This is a genomic window from Novosphingobium bradum (assembly GCF_042646485.1).
In the GTDB taxonomy this organism is placed as follows: domain Bacteria; phylum Pseudomonadota; class Alphaproteobacteria; order Sphingomonadales; family Sphingomonadaceae; genus Novosphingobium; species Novosphingobium bradum.
On the sequence record NZ_JBHRTQ010000011.1, the window covers coordinates 29,272 to 45,074 of the forward strand.

A 15,803-nucleotide genomic window follows, 5' to 3' on the forward strand; every position below is an offset into this window, starting at 1 on the left:
ATGCGGTGTCATCGGCGAGACCAGGTTCCCATTATGGCCCCGGAGCGTTGGTCGCGCCCCTGGTGGCAAATGCGCTTCTCTTCAGCCGGTTCTCTACCGCAGCTTGGTAAACGGGGAGATAACGACGTGCATTGACCGCCCAGTCGTGATGGGCGCGCACGTGGGCGCGGGCGGCGGCGCGGGTCTCGGTCCACCGGTCGCGGCGGGCGGCCAGGGCCGCGAGGGCAGCCGCGCAGGCCGCCGGATCGTCGGGCGCGAAAAGGGAGCCGGTCACGCCATCGCTGACCAGCTCGCGGTGCCCGCCCACGGCCGAGGCAGCAACCAGCTTGCCCTGGGCCATGGCTTCGAGCGGCTTCAGCGGCGTGACCAGTTCGGTCAGCCGGCTGGCCTTGCGGGGATAGGCCATGATGTCCATCAGCGCATACCAGCGTTCGACGTCGGCATGGGGGACGCGGCCGGTGAAATGGATCGCGGCGGCGACCGGCGAGGCGGCGGCGCGTTCGCGCAGGGCGGCATCGGCCGGCCCGCCACCGACCAGGATCAGCCGCGCCCCCGGCTCGCGCGCGAGCAGCAGCGGCATGGCCTCGATCAGCACGTCGAGCCCTTCATAGGGATAGAAGCTGCCGATGAAGCCGATCACCGGGCCGGCGTCCGCGCCGGTCAGGCCCAGACTGGCGGCCAGTGCGGCGTCAGGCGGCGGCGGATCGCCGAACAGGGCGAAGTCCACGCCGTTGGGCGAGAGCGCGATGCGCGCCGGGTCGACCCCGCGCGCCACCAGATCGGCCTTCAGTCCGGCGCAGATCGTGACCACGGCCTCGGCGCGGGCCACCACCCGGTTTTCCAGGGCGCGGGTCAGGCGATACTTGAGAGAGCCTTCGCGGCCCTCGCCGTTGCCCACCGCGGCATCCTCCCAGAAGGCACGGATCTCGTAGACCAGCGGCAGGCCGAGTCCGCGCGCGGCGCGGGCGGCGGCCATGCCGCACAGGGCGGGGGAATGGGCGTGGAGCAGGTCGGGGCGCCACTGGGCGGCCACCTGTTCGATCTGCCGGGCGAGCGCGCCGATTTCGCGCCATTCGCGAACACCCGGCGGGCCTGATGGCCGACCGGGGGTGCGGTGGAAGGTGAGGCCGTCGGCCTCCTCCATCGCCGGTCCTTGCGCGTCGTGGCGCTGGCCGGTGATCCCGCGGACCTCCAGCCCCAGCGCTTCCTGCGCTTTCAGGATCGCGCGGGTGCGGAAGGTGTAGCCGCTGTGGAGCGGCAGCGAATGATCGAGGACATGGAGGACGCGCATGGCCGGCTGAGGCCTAGCGCAAGAGGCTTAACGCGGCGTCAACCGCGCATGGCCTAGGCGGGGCGGGAATGGTCGACCTGTTTGCCCTGACGATAGCCCATGGCCTGCTGGCGCTTGCTGCCTGGCGGCTGGTGCTGCGCGGCGATCTCGATCGGGATCCGGTCGCGGAGCCAGACAGGGATGCCGGCGAAGGTCCGCCGCGTGGTTGACCTTGCGCTGTTCCTGTTCGTGATGGCGCTGCTGGCGCTTTCGCTCAAGCGGCCGTTCCTGGCGGTGCTGGCCTATCTCTATGTGGACATCGTCGCGCCGCAGAAGATCTCGTGGCACCTGCTGGCCTCGATTCCGATCTCGCTGATCACCTTCCTCGCCGCCTTCGGCCTGTGGCTGGTGGCCGACGACAAGGCCGACAGCCGCTTGACCCTGCGCCAGGGGCTGCTCCTGGCGCTTCTGGCCTATTGCGGGGCGACCACGCTGACCGCGGATTTCCCGGTCGAGGCGGCGGACAAGTGGGCCTGGGTGTGGAAGGCGCTGCTCTTCGCGATCTTCCTGCCGCTGACCTTGCGAACCCGCCTCAGGATCGAGGCGGCGGCGCTGTTCATGGTGCTCTCGGCCGGCTCGATCGCGATCACCGGGGGGATCAAGACCGCGCTCACTGGCGGGGGCTACAATGCGCTCACCTTCTTCGTGCAGGACAATTCCGGGCTTTATGAAGGCTCGATCATCTCCTGCGTGGCCATCGCGATCATCCCGCTGATCCTGTGGCTGGCGCGCCACGGGACGATCTACCCGCGCGGGATCCTGGTGCGGATCTTCGCCACGGCGCTGATCTTCGCCTGCCTGCTGATCCCGGTGGGCACCCAGGCGCGCACCGGCCTCCTGTGCATCGGCCTGCTCGGCGTGCTGATGCTGCGCTCGGTGCGCCACCGTCTGCTCTACCTGGGCGGGGCGCTGGCCCTGGCGCTGGTGGCCGTGCCGTTCCTGCCGGCCAGCTTCACCAAGCGGATGGACACGATCGAGAACCACGAGGCCGACCAGTCCGCCTCCACCCGCCTTGCGGTGTGGAAGTGGACCCTGGACTATGTGAAGGATCACCCGCTGGGCGGCGGTTTCGACGCCTATCGCTCCAACCGGCTGGTGATCGAAACCCGCTCCGCGCAGAGCAGCGGGAGCCAGACCGAAGTCGAGACCAGGACGGTTACCGACCAGGCCCGCGCCTATCATTCCAGCTATTTCGAGATGCTGGGCGAGCAGGGCTGGCCGGGGCTGGCGCTGTGGCTGTGGCTGCAGGTTTCCGGGCTGTGGCAGATGGAGCGGCTGCGCCGGCGCTGGGGCCGTCGGGCCGCGGCCGAAGGGGCCGGGCCGCAGGTGCAGTGGCAGGCGCCGCTGGCCAACGCCTTGCAACAGGCCCAGCTCATATACCTGCTGGGCGCGGCCTTCGTGGGGATCGCGTTCCAGCCGTTCATCCTGATGCTGATCGGCCTGCAATGCGCCTTGTGGAGCTATCTCAAGCGTTTGGACGAGCCGGCGCGGCCCTTGCGGCCAGACCGCGTTGCGCCGGTTCCGGTTCCGGTCCATGCTGCCCGTTGAGGGGGCACTGCATCCCCCCTGCAACGACGGAGCAAGGCGAATGCAACTGGCCGAACTGGCGGCGCAAACCGGAGAGATCGTGGGCACGTCGGACTGGGTCGTGATCGACCAGCCGCGCATCGATGCCTTCGCCGATTGCACCGGGGATCACCAGTTCATCCATGTCGATCCCGAACGCGCCGCCGCGGTGACCGGCACCGGCGGGACCATCGCCCATGGCTTCCTCAGCCTGTCGCTGCTGGGGGGGATGTCGATCGATATGCTGGCGGCGGTCGAGATGACCGTGGGCATGAACTACGGCTTCGACAAGGTCCGCTTCCTGGCACCGGTGCCGTGCGGCGCGCGGGTTCGGGGCGTGTTCCGGCTGGCCGAGGCGGTGGAGAAGCGGGCCGGGCAGTGGCTGCTCAGGTTCGATGCCTCGCTGGAGATCGAGGGCGCGGCCAAGCCGGCCTTCGTGGCTGAGTGGCTGGTGCTCTGCACGGTCTGAGTGCCGGCCGGACCTGTCACCCGGCCCGGAACTGCCAGCCCGGTCAGTCCGCGCGGGATGCGAGCACGTCGAGCAGGGCGCGGACCGGACCCAGGTCGTAGCCGGCCCGGGCGGCAGCGGCGGCGAGTTCGTCGGGATCGGCGCCCTTGCTGGCTTCGGCCAGCGCCCACAGCAGGGTCGACCGGGTGCCCGAGCGGCAATAGGCCAGGACCGGGCCACTGGCGCCTTCGAGCGCCCTGGCCATGGCTGCGACCTGGGGTTCGCTGAAGCCGGCGTGACTGACCGGAATCGCCACGTAGGCGATTCCGGCGGCGCGCGCGGCGGCCTCGATCTCGGCGCCCGGGGTCTGGTCGGGCGATTCAAGTTCAGGGCGGTTGTTGATGATCAGGACCACGCCCATGGCCTTGGCCAGTTCGACCTCGGGGAGGCCGATCTGGGGGCTGGCATAGACACCTTCGACGATCGACTTGAACATGGGCGTCAGCTCCGGGCGGCCTGGACGCCGCCCTGGCTGGCGCGCAGGCGGTTGCGGCGGTTACGGCCGATGATGTTGAGGGTTTCGACCAGGGCGGAGAAGGCCATGGCGGCATAGACATAGCCCTTGGGGACATGGACCCCGAACCCATCGGCGACCAGCACCAGGCCGATCATCACCAGGAACGCCAGCGCGAGCATCACGAGGGTGGGGTTCTTCTCGATGAACCGGGCCAGCGGGTCGGCCGCGACCATCATGATCGCCACGGTGATCACGACCGCGGCGATCATGATCGGCACGTCGTCGGTCATCCCCACGGCAGTGAGAATCGAATCGATCGAGAAGACGAGATCGAGCGCGATGATCTGGGCGATGGCCGCGCCGAAGGCGATCTGCGCCAGGCCCTTGTCATGATCGAGCAATTCGCCCGATTCGCCTTCGCCATCGATGTTGTGGTGAATTTCCTTGGTGGCCTTCCACAGCAGGAACAGGCCGCCGGCGATCAGGATCAGATCGCGCCCGGAGAAGGCGGTCTCGAAGGTGGGTTCGCCGTGGGGGCCGGGCGTCCCGGCAAGGCCGAGGTCGAACAGCGGCGCCTGGAGGGTGACGATCCAGCCGATCAGCAGCAGCAGGGCGATCCGCATTCCCAGCGCCAGGAACAGGCCGATGCGGCGCGCCTTCTGCTGTTGCGCGGCCGGGAGCTTGTTCGACAGAATCGCGATGAACACGAGATTGTCGATCCCGAGGACGATCTCGAGCGTGATGAGGGTGATTAGGGCCGCCCAGGTGGCGGGTTCGGCGAGCAAGGCAATGAGGTCCATCGGGCGGTTGTGCCAAGGCCGCGCGAGGCTGGCAAGCCGATCCGCGCAGGTCCGCGCGGGCCGCCGGCCATGCCCGAACGCTGTGCTGGACGCGGGCCGCGCGGGCGGGGTGCGAATCTGTTCGCGCTTTGCCGTATTTTCGGCTATGCCCGAAGATGCAGAAGAGAGGGCCGGCGCTTTGCGTGTCGGCTTGCCCTGCCGTCCGGCGCGTTTCGTCCGCGCCGCCCGGGCGAATCCACGGGGGCGAAGCGAAGGTAAGTTCGGGTTTATGGGTTTCGACAGAGGACGTCGCGGCAAGGGTCGTGACAAGCGGGACGGTGGTTTCGGCGAAGAAAGTTTCGATCCGTTCTACGGCGGCGGCGGCGGTGATCGCGGCGGCTTTGGCGGTGGTGACCGTGGCGGCTTCGGCGGCGGCGATCGCGGCGGCTTCGGTAGCGGCGGCGGTGGCCGCGGCTTCGGTGGCGGTGGCGGCTTCGGCGGCGGCGGTGGCGGTGGCCGCGGCTTCGGCGGCGGTGGCGGCGGCGGCTTCGGCGGTCCGCGCGGCGGCGGCGGCGGTGGCGGCGGGATGCCCGCCCAGGTCGTTGGCCAGGGCAAGGGCGTGGTCAAGTTCTTCAATTCGCAGAAGGGCTTCGGCTTCATCCAGCGCGAGGACGGCGGCGAGGATGTGTTCGTGCACATCAGCTCGGTCGAGCGCGCCGGCCTGGAAGGTCTGGCGGAAGGCCAGGGCCTGGAATTCACCCTCGTCGATCGCGGCGGCAAGATCTCGGCGAGCGACCTGGTGGTCGTCGGCGACGTGATTGCGGTCGAGAAGCGCGAGGCTGCGCCGCAGCGCCAGCTGACCGGCGAGAAGGCCACCGGCACGGTCAAGTTCTTCAATTCGATGAAGGGCTTCGGGTTCATCACCCGTGACGACGGCCAGCCGGATGCCTTTGTGCACATCAGTGCGGTGGAACGGTCGGGCCTGCGGGGCCTGAACGAAGGTGATCGCATGGAATTCGATATCGAGGTCGATCGACGAGGCAAGTACTCGGCGGTCAACCTGGTGCCGCTTCAGGGTTGATCCAGCCCGCTGGCCCTTCGGACATTTGACCGAAGGCAGGCGACACCATAACGCGCGCAGGTGGCGGCCCGGCTGGGCCGCCATTTGTCGTTTGCGTTGCGGCTTTCCCGCCGGGTCCGGCCGGGGAGGCCGGTTTTCCAGAGGGTTTGCATTTCCCTGCGGGTATGCGTTTCCCGCAGGGTCTTCAGGGCCAGCCTGTGCACGGCCCAAGGTGTTCAAGGAACGTTGCGATGTCGATCACCCCGCTCATGCCCGTCTATCCCCGGTGCGACTTTCGCCCGGTGCGCGGCGATCATTGCCACCTGATCGGCGAGGACGGCCGGCGCTACCTCGATTTCGCGGCGGGCATCGCGGTCAACATCCTGGGGCATTCCCATGCCGGCCTGATCGGCGCGATCCAGCGCCAGGCGGCCACGCTGATGCACGTTTCGAACCTCTACGGCAGCCCGCAGGGGGAGCGGCTGGCGCAGCGGCTGGTCGACCTGACCTTCGCCGACACCGTGTTCTTCACCAATTCCGGGGCCGAAGCGGTGGAATGCGCGATCAAGACCGCGCGGGCCTATCACAGCCATGCCGGCAACGATCACAAGTTCGAGCTGATCACCTTCAACAACGCCTTCCACGGCCGGACCATGGGCACGATCAGCGCCTCGAGCCAGGAGAAGATGCACCACGGCTTCCTGCCCTTGCTGCCGGGATTCAAGTATGTCGATTTCGACGACCTGGCCGCGGCCCGGGCGGCGATCGGCCCGAATACCGCCGGCTTCCTGGTCGAACCCGTGCAGGGCGAGGGCGGCATCCGCCCGGCCAGCGACGAATTCATGGCCGGCCTGCGCCAGCTTGCCGACGAGCACGACCTGCTGGTGGTGCTCGACGAGGTCCAGACCGGGGTCTGCCGGACCGGCACCTTCTATGCCTATGAGCAATATGGCGTGACGCCCGACGTGGTGGCCACGGCCAAGGGGCTGGGTGGGGGCTTCCCGCTGGGCGCCTGCCTGGCGACCGAAAAAGCCGCACGCGGGATGGTGGCGGGGACTCATGGGTCCACCTATGGCGGCAACCCGCTGGCGATGGCGGCGGGCGAGGCCGTGCTTGATGCGGTGGCCAACGAGGCCTTCCTCGAGCACGTGCGGCTCACCGGCGAGCGGCTGCGCGCCCGGCTGGAGCAGTTCATCGGCAATTACCCCGCGCTGTTCGAGCTGGTGCGCGGGCGCGGGCTGATGCTGGGGGTGAAGATGAAGGTCGAGCCGCGGGCCTTCGTCGCCCACCTGCGCGACAACCACCAGGTGCTGACCGTTTCCTCGGGCGACAACACGCTGCGGATCGTACCGCCGCTGGTGATCGACGAGGCGCATATCGACGAGTTCATGGAGAGGCTATCGGCCGCGGCCGACAGCTACAAGGCGGAGGCAGCGGCATGAGCCTGCGGCATTTTCTCGAACTGTCGGATGCGGGCAGCGATGCCGTCGCCGCGATGCTGGCCGATGCGCTGGACCGAAAAGGCGCGCGCCGCGGCCAGCCCAAGGGGCAGCCGGACCGCGATGCGCCGCTCGCGGGCCGCGTCCTGGCCATGATCTTCGAGAAGAATTCCACCCGGACCCGGGTTTCGTTCGACATCGCCATGCGCCAGCTTGGCGGCAGCGCGATCGTGATGGAAGCGGGGGGGATGCAGCTTGGCCGGGGCGAGACGATCGCCGATACGGCGCGCGTGCTCAGCCGGATGGTCGATGCGATCATGATCCGCACCGACGATCACGCGAAGATCGAGGAACTGGCCACCCATGCCACCGTGCCGGTGATCAACGGCCTCACCGATCGCTCGCACCCGTGCCAGATCATGGCCGACCTGCTGACGGTGATCGAGCATGGCAAGGCTCTGCCGGGCCTAGAGCTGGCCTGGCTGGGTGATGGCAACAACGTGCTCGCCTCGATCGTCGAGGCGGCCGGGTTGATGAAGTTCAACGTGCGGATCGGGGTGCCCGAAGGCTACGACTGCGATCCGGCCTATGTCGCGGCGGCCACGGCGCGCGGCGCCGGGATCTCGGTCCATCGCAGCGCGCAGGAGGCGGTCCGCGGGGCCGACGTGGTGGTTACCGACACCTGGATCTCGATGGGCCAGGCCCATGCCGAGGCCAAGCTGGCCGCCATGGCGCCGTTCCAGGTCAACGAGGCCCTGATGGCCCAGGCCGCGGCCGGCGCCGTGTTCCTCCATTGCCTGCCGGCCCATCGCGGCGAGGAAGTGACCGATGCGGTGATAGACAGTGCCGCATCGCTGGTGTGGGACGAGGCCGAGAACCGCATCCACGCGCAGAAGAGCGTGCTGCGCTGGGTGTTCGGGCAACTGTGAGCGGGGCGGTCCAGGCCGGGCCGGGCGAAAGCGGCGGCATCCGCTTCGACCGCGTCCTGGGCTTCACCGTGGCCAGCCGCAACGTGCGCGGGCGCATGGTGCGGCTGGGGCCGGTGCTCGACACGATCCTGACCGCGCATGACTATCCGCCGGCCCTCCGCCACGTGCTGGCCGAGGCCCTGGTGCTGGGCGCGCTGATGGGGGCGTTGCTCAAGTCGGACGACAGCCAGTTGACCCTCCAGGCCCAGACCGAGAGCGGTGCGGTCGATCTGCTCGTGTGCGACTACCGGGCGGGCGAATTGCGCGGTTATGCCCGGCATGATCCGGCGGCGCTGGCCAGGCTCGGCAACAACCCGGGCCTGGAAGCCATGTTCGGCCCGGGCTATCTCGCGATCACCTTCGACATGGGGGATACCGGCCAGCGCTATCAGGGGATCGTCCCGCTCGAGGGGAACTCGCTGGCGGCCGCTTGCGAGAGCTACTTTCGCCAGTCGGAGCAGATCCCGACCATGATCCGCGTGGCCGTGCGTTCGACGCCCGGCGGCTGCGTGGCCGCAGGGATGCTGGTCCAGCACTTGCCCGAGAGCGAGGAGGGTGGCGAGCGGCTCCACGTCCAGATGGATCACCCGGATTGGGAGCACGTGGCGGCGCTGGGCGGATCGATCCGCCATGACGAATTGCTCGACCAGGATCTGACCATGGAAGACCTGGCCTGGCGCCTGTTCCATGAAGAACAGGAAGTCAGGGTGAGCCCCGGCCCCGATCTCGTCCGTGGCTGCCGGTGCACCGCCGAATACTATCGATCAGTACTGGAGCGCTTCCCCGAGGAAGAGCGCGTCCATATGCGCGACGATGCTGGCCAGATTTCCGTGGATTGCGCGTTCTGTTCGCGCGTTTTCAGGATCGACCTGTAGAAATCCGGTTCAAGCCGGTCCGGCTTGGCGGCCGTCAAGGGGTTTACTATACAGGATCCCGATCTTGCCAAGTTGTGGGGGCGGCCAGGCAAATGATTCGGTTCAAGACAGTGCTGGCGGGCGGATTCGCTGCCGTGGGCGTCGTGCTCGCGGGGAGTATTGCCGCGCAGGCGCCGCAGCCGGTGAACCTGCTGGCCAGTCTCAGGGATGGCCAGTGGGAATTGCGCCCGCATGGCGGCCCGGTCGCGCAGCGCCTGTGCATTCGCGGAGGAGCCGGCCTCATCCAGCTGCGGCACCCCGGCAAGGTGTGCGACAGGCTCGTTCTTGAACAGACCAGCCGCCTGATCACCGTGCAATATACCTGCAAGGGCAGCGGGTTTGGCCGAACCCAGCTGCGCCGGGAAACGTCGCAGTTGATCCAGATCGAAACCCAGGGCGTGGCCGAGGGGCTGCCGTTCGAATATGCGGCCGAAGGGCGCTGGGTGGGAGAATGCGCCAAGTCGGCGCCGTGATCGCGCGGGTCCGCTTGCAGGATCGCGATCAGGCGCTTAGCGCGGGCCACATGGAACAAGGCGATCAAGGCGATCAAGGCGCGAAGGACGCAGTAGTCCTGCTTTCGGGTGGGCTCGATTCCATGGTCGTCGCCGGATTTGCCCGCGCCGCAGGCTATCGGATCAACGCGCTGACGATCGACTACAATCAGCGCCATCGCCGTGAGCTGGAAGCAGCCCGGGAGGTTGCATCTCATATCGGCGTTGCCCGGCACGTGATCCTGCCGCTCGACCTGCGCGCCTTCGGCGGTTCTGCGCTGACCGACGATATCGCCGTGCCCAAGGACGGCCTCGGCGAAGGCATTCCGGTCACCTATGTTCCGGCCCGCAACCTGGTGTTCCTGTCGCTCACCCTCGCCTGGGCGGAGGCCATCGGCGCGCAGGATATCTTCATCGGGGTAAACGCGCTCGACTATTCGGGCTATCCGGACTGCCGTCCCGAATTCATCGAGGCCTTTGCGAAGGTGGCCAATCTTGCCACCAAGGTTGGCAGCGAAGGCGGCGCCTTCCGCATTCATGCGCCGCTCCAGCACCTGGGCAAGGACCAGATTGCCCGCGAAGCCAGCCGCCTGGGGCTGGATGCCGGCCTCACCTGGTCCTGCTACGACCCCACGCCCGAAGGCCTCGCCTGCGGCGAATGCGACAGTTGCCGGCTCCGGCTGGACGGCTTTCGCCGCGCCGGCCTGGTCGATCCGCTGCACTACGCCGCGGGCCATTGAGCCGGCGGCGCTAGGCGGGGAGTACGCCAGCCTGCTTGAGCGCCGTCATGAGGGCGGCAAGGCTGCTGCGGGCCTCGACATCCACCACGGTTCCCCCGCTCGCAGCGGTCGGTGCCGCCGGAGCGCGCCACGTGCCGGCGATCCGCCCGATCCGCTGGGCCGTGGCCTTGTTGAGCACTTGCATACCATCGCGAGGGAGCGCGAACAGCCATTGGCCAAGCTGGCGCATGGCGATCGCCCCCTCATGGCCAGTCCACGCCCCGGTTGCCGCGCTGCCGACAAGCCAGCACTGGCCATCGATCGGCGTCGCGGGCGGCGTGTTCAGTTCCGCCTCGATCGCGCAATGCAGCAGCCCATCGATCATCACGATGGCCTCGTTGACGAAATCTTCCTTCTGGGCCTGGCCGACGAACAGCAGGGGCAGCGAAAAGCGGGCGCTGGTGGAATCAAATGTAACAGGGTCGGACATGGGGGAGCCCTTGCGGTTAGATGAGGGAGGTCAGGTGAAGCGATGCGGAACTGGCGTAGCTGCCGCGTTGTCGCACGATCAGCGGCTTGCCCGGATGGGCGGCGGCCAGCCCCGCGATCACGGCGGCGGAAATCGTGAGCTGCGGCTGGGTCGTCTCCCACATCGCGATGATGTCGGCCTCCGATCCCAGCAGGACTTCATAGAGTTCCGCCTGTTCGTTGAGCGGGGTGTCAACCTGGTCGCGCCACAGCCAGCCCGCGCGGGCGCGGCGCGTCCAGCCAAGCTGGAGGCTGCCATCGCTTAGCCAGACCGCCCGGGGGTGGACCGGGAACAGCGGACGCTGGGTCAGCCCCCGGCACGCGATATCGGACGCCACCGGCGCCCCGTCGCCGCCGCCAATCGCCTTGGCGGTGGTCAGCGGGCTTTGCGCCACCAGGGTGCCGTCCAGCGCTACCAGCGCATCGTCGAGCAGCACGAAGCGCTCGCCGGCGGCGTGCGCCATGAAGGCCTCGGTGCCCCCGCGCCCCCGCAACAGGATTTCAAGCTTCCAGCGCCGGCTGCCCAGCGGGGTGGCCCGGCCGAACTGCACGATCTCCTGGCCCACCAGCGCCCGGTTCGCCCCCATCGCCAACTGGCGCATCGTTGCGTCCTGCAAGGCCATGTCGTCGCCCAGCAATTCGACGACCAGCCCGCTCGTGCGGTCCACGAGCAGTGGCGATGCGGTTGCCGGGGCCGTCACGACCGTGCCCGCCGTCGCCCGGGTCCGCCCGCTCGATCCGGCGGGAACAAGCTGTCCGTCGCCATCGTCGAGATACAGCGCGGCGCCGGTCCATCCGGGCGAAGCCGACGAGACCGCCGCCCGCACCAGGGGAACATCGCCGGCCCCGGTGCCGTCCCACGGCAGTTCGAGCGCGGTGAGCCAGGTCGTGCCGATGGACCGATCGATGGCCGCCGCCGCCCGCCCCGTGTCGGTTGACAGCGACAGCGCGGCTGGCGGGGCGGCGAACGGCGTGCGAACCAGGGTCAGTTCAAGCCCGCTGGCGCGCCACTCCCAGGCACTGACCCGCCAGATGCCGGGCATTGCGGGGATCGTTACCAGGGCGCCGGGACGGTGCGCCGGGTCGATCTCGGACGAGCGCCACAACACGCTCTGCCGCGACCAGTCGAGCCGCCGCGCCGCAGCCTCGATCAGGTTCCGGGCATGGGCCGCGTCCAGCGCCACGGGAATCTCAACGGCGTTGAGCTGGCCGGACTGGACCGGGCCGGTGGCGCGCTGGACGCCCGGCTGGTAATCCCGGTCGATGTCGTAATAGCGCAGCGCGGCCGGGGTCTGCGGACGACCGTTCGCCCGCTTGGCGGCAAAGCCGGTCCTGGCGCCGAATTCGTCATCCTTGGTCGCGGCGGTGGGTTCGCGCAGCGCGACCGGCGCGGCGCCTTCCTCGCCGATCACGCGCACCGCGTCACCAGCCACCTCGTAGAACAGCGGCAGGATCGGGTGGAGCGAGCCCAGCGTTTCGGCGAGCGATGCCTCCTGCGAAAGGCCCGAAATCCCGGCGAGCGTCACCCCGCTCGACAGGCCGTCGAAGGCACGGTCGCAGATCTGGGCCACGCTGACGGCGCCCTCGTCGGCGAGGATTTCGAAGGTCAGCGCCGGAATGCGATTGCCGAAATCGGCGAGCTGGAGATCCTCGAAGACCACGTAGGCCAGGCCGCGATAGGCCGGGCAGGGCAGGGGCGATTCGGCTGCGGCCATCAGCGGATCGGGTTCCTGGTCGCCATGGCCATTGTAGAAGCGCAGCGTTCCGCCAGTCTTCATGTCGCCGGCCGCGCCACGCAGGAGGTTCCCGTCTGCCCAGATCCGCCCGATTCCGGCAATCGGCCGGCTCGATAGCGCCACCGCGAACGAGGCGGAATAGGCGTAGCTCGTGACCGAGGGCCGGCCCTTGCCGCCGCCCTGCGTGTTGCGGTGCTCGACCAGGTCGGTGGCCCAGATAATCGAGCCGCCCACTCGCATATGCCCGAAGTGCCGCGCCAGCGGCGCGCCATAGCTGGAAGTGCTGGCGGCAAGCTCCTTGAGACGCGGCCCCTCCCGCGAAGGAGAGCCGATGATCGCGGAATCGACCTGTCGGCCCACCAGCGCGCCGATGGCGCCGCCTAGTGGGCCGCCGAGAATGGTGCCCAGCGCGGAAAAGACCAGAGTAGCCATGGGGTGTCCTCGTCAGGAAGTCGGGCAGAGACGCCAGTGCCGGATGATGGCGGCGTCAGGTGGCAGCGGACCGAGCACGACCTTGCGTAAGCTCGCGTGGGCCTCCACGATCCGGCTCGGGTCCGGGCTGACCACCGCGAAATGGAGTTGCCCCGGCCCCGGCGCCGTCATCACGACGTCCCCCGGCTGCGGCGCGCCGCCAACCGGATGGAAGCCGTTGCGCGCCGCCCAGCTGTCCGCCTCCGGCCATTCGCCGGTGCGTAGCCGATACCCGGTCGGCAGGTGCCCGGGCCGTCCGCACGCGCGCAGCGCGGCCACGGCCACGCCAACGCAATCGAGCCCGGTTTCGGGCGTCCGCCCGTGGAGCCTGAACCGGCAGCCCACCAGCGCGCCGGCGGCTGCGGCAAATCCGGCGGGGGTCATGGTCCCACCGGATAGCGGGCAACCAGGTCGTTGCCGGGCAGGAACGGCTCGCCACGGAAGTTGGCCGCATTGGCGAACCGGCCATGGCAGGTCGCCAGCGTGCGGTCGCACCCCTCGCGCAGCAGCACCTGCGATCCCGGGGCGATGGCCACCTCGATCGGGCTGGCGAGCAGCAGCGCGCCGCCCAGGCAGTCCACCACGGTTGCCCGGGTTCCGGCCAGCGGGCCATCCAGCCAGCGCAGTTCGCCGCCAGCGAAGGCGGCCGGGTCGATGGTCGTGGCAACCGTCACCGTGTTCGCGCCGGGGTCGGCCGTGGCAACCGTGCCCCGGTGGGTGAACCGGGCGCCCGAAAGGCCGCAGTCCGGCCCGCAGAAGGTGGCCCGGCAGGTCGGGCTGGTGCGGGGAATGAGGTCACGCTGGAGGTCGGCCTTGCGCGAACGCAGCGTGGCGTTGAACTTGCCGGAATCCTGGGAAATCTCGCCGATCGAGCCATCGTAGATGATCTGGCTCTCGGCGCTTTCCCAATCGATCAGGCCCACGACGATGCGGGCGCCGTCATAGCGCCCGGCGGCTAGGTCGGCCTCGCTGATCGCATCATGGGTGAGGGCTCCATCAACTTCCGCATTGTCCGGCTCGAGATCGGCCGAACAGCGGATGGCGGAAGGGATCATCCCTGGAGCCGCCCGGTGCAGCAGGTCGTCGGCCCACAGGTCGGCATCATGGGTGGTGAAGCCCAGCGCCACGCCGTCATGGCGGTAGATGCGCCAGAAGGTGGCGGTTGTTTCCAGCTCCTGCGAAAACCAGATCCGGCTCATACGTCCTCCCTGATTTCCACCACCGGAACCGTCACGGCTTCGCCGGCGGCGAAATTGGCCCCGGCAATCTGCAACTGGTCCTCGGCGAAGCGCACTGGCACGTCGAACAGGTAGCCGGCGCGCACCAGGGCTCCGGCCGCAGGCGGCGTGGCGAACTGGACCACGCCCAGCGGCCCGAGCGTCCAGCCCGAGGCCAGCAGGGTGCCATCCACGCTCACCTTCACCGATGCGGCCACCGGCCGGGTGATCCGGCGCACCTGGGGCTCGTCACCCTCGCCGTATTGCTTGATCAGTGGGAAGGCGGTCTTCAGGCCATCGCCGGTGCCGATCCGCTGGTCCAGCGCGGTGGGGGTTCCGGTCATGCCGTTGGAACTGCAATCCGAAGGATCGCGCAGGCGGAAGCCGCGCGCGGCGCCGCGCCGGGCGCGGAAGAAGGTCAGCAAGGTGCCAAGGTCCGCCTCCGATCGGACCCCCGGCCCCACGTCGAAGCGCAGCCGCGCATTCGACCACACGCTGTTGCGCCGCTCGAACCCGGATGCGGTAACCGTGATGTTGGTGGAAAATTCGGGGCTGACAGAAGTCCCCAGCCCCAGCGCCAGCGGGTAGGCGATATCGTCGAAGGCCTGCATCTGATTGTCCTGTGAAAAGCTGGGAAGCCGCACGAAGCCATCGCGGCAGATCTGCGGAAGCGCCCAGACATAGACATTGGCGATGCCGCGCTCCCGGGCCTCGTCGATCCCGGCATCGATGCGCCGCCAGGCAGCCTTGTCGGCAGCCAGGAGGACGAAACCGGAAAGATAGTCCTGCGCGCTCACGCCATAGCCCAGCCGTGCCTCGGCGGCGGCATAGGCCGTGGCGCGCAGGCCGTCGGCGCCGGCCGTCAGCCAGTCGTAGTCCTCGATCTGGAGCCGGTCGAAGGCCGGCGCGTGCCAGCCGGTCGGCAGATTGGCGCGCCGCGCCTCGGGCATGGCGGGATCGAGCACGGTCGGCAGGAAGGCCAGCAGCAGCACTTCGGCCGCCGCCGGCGAAGCCTCGGCGCGGATCGCATCGCGCAGGGCCAGAGTTGCTCCTGCCAGGATCGCCCCGGCACTGTCGAGCAAGGCCTTCTGCGATGCCGTCAGCGCCGCGCGCAGCGATGCGATCTCGGGGGGCGAGCCGCCCAAGGCCGTCCGGGCGGCCGCATCGTAGAGGCAGATCCGGGCATCGCCGTCGACCCACCACCAGGGCTCGCCGATCTGGACCCGCACCGGCAGCCCGGCCGCCTTGAGCAGGGCAACCAGCTTGCGGGCCACCTTGTCCAGCCAGGCCGTGGCCGCCGCATTGGCCGGCGAAAGCAGGGCCGAAGGCGGCACCCAGCCGGTCCGCGCGGGGGTTCCGTCGAAGGCCCGCTGCTGCCAGGCGTCCGGGCAATGCTGGGCCAGGCATTCGAAGGAAAACGAAAGGATCGGTGCAAACCCGGCCTCCCCGGCACAGGCCAGGAAGCTTGCGTGCCAGGCCTGTGCCGGCGTGCAGAACGCGGGCGCTGCCGGGTCCACCACGAAGCTGGCCCCCTCGGCCTTCAGGCTGGGGAAGTGGCTCATGCCCACGTAGTGGACCAGGCTGTCCCGATAGCCGAGCGCCACCAGGTTGCGGAACACC

General features: G+C 69.0%; 17 protein-coding genes. 9 read left to right on the forward strand and 8 right to left on the reverse strand.

The annotated features are described in order from the left end of the window. Positions 1–31 precede the first annotated feature (31 nt). Entirely contained in the window at positions 32–1,291 is a 1,260-nt protein-coding gene (locus tag ACFOD9_RS13185; RefSeq protein WP_379510590.1) for a TIGR04063 family PEP-CTERM/XrtA system glycosyltransferase, read from the reverse strand. Positions 1,292–1,359: 68 nt separating this feature from the next. On the opposite strand from ACFOD9_RS13185, the gene ACFOD9_RS13190 reads away from it, so the two are divergent. From ACFOD9_RS13190 to ACFOD9_RS13200, 3 genes are read left to right on the forward strand one after another with little or no spacing between them, the layout of a single operon-like run. Next, positions 1,360–1,500, forward strand: a complete 141-nt coding sequence (locus ACFOD9_RS13190) for a hypothetical protein (RefSeq protein WP_379510591.1) — start codon at positions 1,360–1,362, stop codon at positions 1,498–1,500. After that, a complete protein-coding gene (locus ACFOD9_RS13195) occupies positions 1,493–2,878 on the forward strand; it encodes a DUF5935 domain-containing protein (protein WP_379510672.1) in 1,386 nt (461 codons plus the stop codon). Before ACFOD9_RS13190 ends, ACFOD9_RS13195 begins: the two co-directional genes overlap by 8 nt. A gap of 40 nt (positions 2,879–2,918) precedes the next feature. Further along, positions 2,919–3,365 (forward strand): MaoC family dehydratase, encoded by a 447-nt coding sequence (locus tag ACFOD9_RS13200; protein WP_379510592.1) that lies wholly within the window; start codon positions 2,919–2,921, stop codon positions 3,363–3,365. A gap of 43 nt (positions 3,366–3,408) precedes the next feature. Here ACFOD9_RS13200 and ACFOD9_RS13205 read toward each other — a convergent pair whose 3' ends face one another. Then, the gene (locus ACFOD9_RS13205; RefSeq protein ID WP_379510593.1) at positions 3,409–3,840 is read right to left on the reverse strand and encodes a TIGR01244 family sulfur transferase; all 432 of its coding nucleotides are present in this window, start codon (positions 3,838–3,840) and stop codon (positions 3,409–3,411) included. A gap of 5 nt (positions 3,841–3,845) precedes the next feature. Then, a complete protein-coding gene (locus ACFOD9_RS13210; protein WP_379510594.1) occupies positions 3,846–4,661 on the reverse strand; it encodes a TerC family protein in 816 nt (271 codons plus the stop codon). Positions 4,662–4,929: 268 nt separating this feature from the next. Here ACFOD9_RS13210 and ACFOD9_RS13215 point away from each other — a divergent pair, with 268 nt between their 5' ends. The 6 genes from ACFOD9_RS13215 (at position 4,930) to queC (ending at position 10,252) form a co-directional block, all read left to right on the forward strand. Beyond that, entirely contained in the window at positions 4,930–5,721 is a 792-nt protein-coding gene (locus ACFOD9_RS13215; RefSeq protein WP_379510673.1) for a cold-shock protein, read from the forward strand. Between the two features lie 230 nt (positions 5,722–5,951). After that, complete coding sequence (locus tag ACFOD9_RS13220; protein WP_379510595.1) at positions 5,952–7,142, forward strand: aspartate aminotransferase family protein; 1,191 nt, start codon at positions 5,952–5,954, stop codon at positions 7,140–7,142. Then, entirely contained in the window at positions 7,139–8,068 is a 930-nt protein-coding gene (argF, locus tag ACFOD9_RS13225) for an ornithine carbamoyltransferase (protein WP_379510596.1), read from the forward strand. Before ACFOD9_RS13220 ends, argF begins: the two co-directional genes overlap by 4 nt. Next, positions 8,065–8,982 (forward strand): Hsp33 family molecular chaperone HslO, encoded by a 918-nt coding sequence (gene hslO / locus ACFOD9_RS13230; RefSeq protein WP_379510597.1) that lies wholly within the window; start codon positions 8,065–8,067, stop codon positions 8,980–8,982. Before argF ends, hslO begins: the two co-directional genes overlap by 4 nt. Further along, positions 8,943–9,494, forward strand: a complete 552-nt coding sequence (locus ACFOD9_RS13235) for a DUF3617 domain-containing protein (RefSeq protein WP_379510598.1) — start codon at positions 8,943–8,945, stop codon at positions 9,492–9,494. Before hslO ends, ACFOD9_RS13235 begins: the two co-directional genes overlap by 40 nt. Before the next feature lie 50 nt (positions 9,495–9,544). Next, a complete protein-coding gene (gene queC, locus ACFOD9_RS13240; protein WP_379510599.1) occupies positions 9,545–10,252 on the forward strand; it encodes a 7-cyano-7-deazaguanine synthase QueC in 708 nt (235 codons plus the stop codon). A 10-nt stretch (positions 10,253–10,262) separates the two neighbouring features. Here the strand turns inward: queC and ACFOD9_RS13245 are convergent, their stop codons facing one another. From ACFOD9_RS13245 to ACFOD9_RS13265, 5 genes are all read right to left on the reverse strand, one after another. Beyond that, positions 10,263–10,721: a DUF2793 domain-containing protein gene (locus ACFOD9_RS13245; protein ID WP_379510600.1), complete on the reverse strand. Its 459-nt coding sequence runs from the start codon at positions 10,719–10,721 to the stop codon at positions 10,263–10,265. A 16-nt stretch (positions 10,722–10,737) separates the two neighbouring features. Beyond that, positions 10,738–12,927: a GTA baseplate fiber-binding domain-containing protein gene (locus tag ACFOD9_RS13250; RefSeq protein WP_379510601.1), complete on the reverse strand. Its 2,190-nt coding sequence runs from the start codon at positions 12,925–12,927 to the stop codon at positions 10,738–10,740. Positions 12,928–12,939: 12 nt separating this feature from the next. Beyond that, positions 12,940–13,350: a hypothetical protein gene (locus ACFOD9_RS13255; protein WP_379510602.1), complete on the reverse strand. Its 411-nt coding sequence runs from the start codon at positions 13,348–13,350 to the stop codon at positions 12,940–12,942. Then, complete coding sequence (locus ACFOD9_RS13260; protein ID WP_379510603.1) at positions 13,347–14,165, reverse strand: DUF2163 domain-containing protein; 819 nt, start codon at positions 14,163–14,165, stop codon at positions 13,347–13,349. The genes ACFOD9_RS13255 and ACFOD9_RS13260 overlap by 4 nt, the downstream gene beginning before the upstream one ends. Continuing rightward, positions 14,162–15,803: DUF2460 domain-containing protein (locus tag ACFOD9_RS13265; protein ID WP_379510604.1), on the reverse strand; the 1,642-nt coding region annotated here is incomplete at its 5' end. The genes ACFOD9_RS13260 and ACFOD9_RS13265, both read right to left, overlap by 4 nt.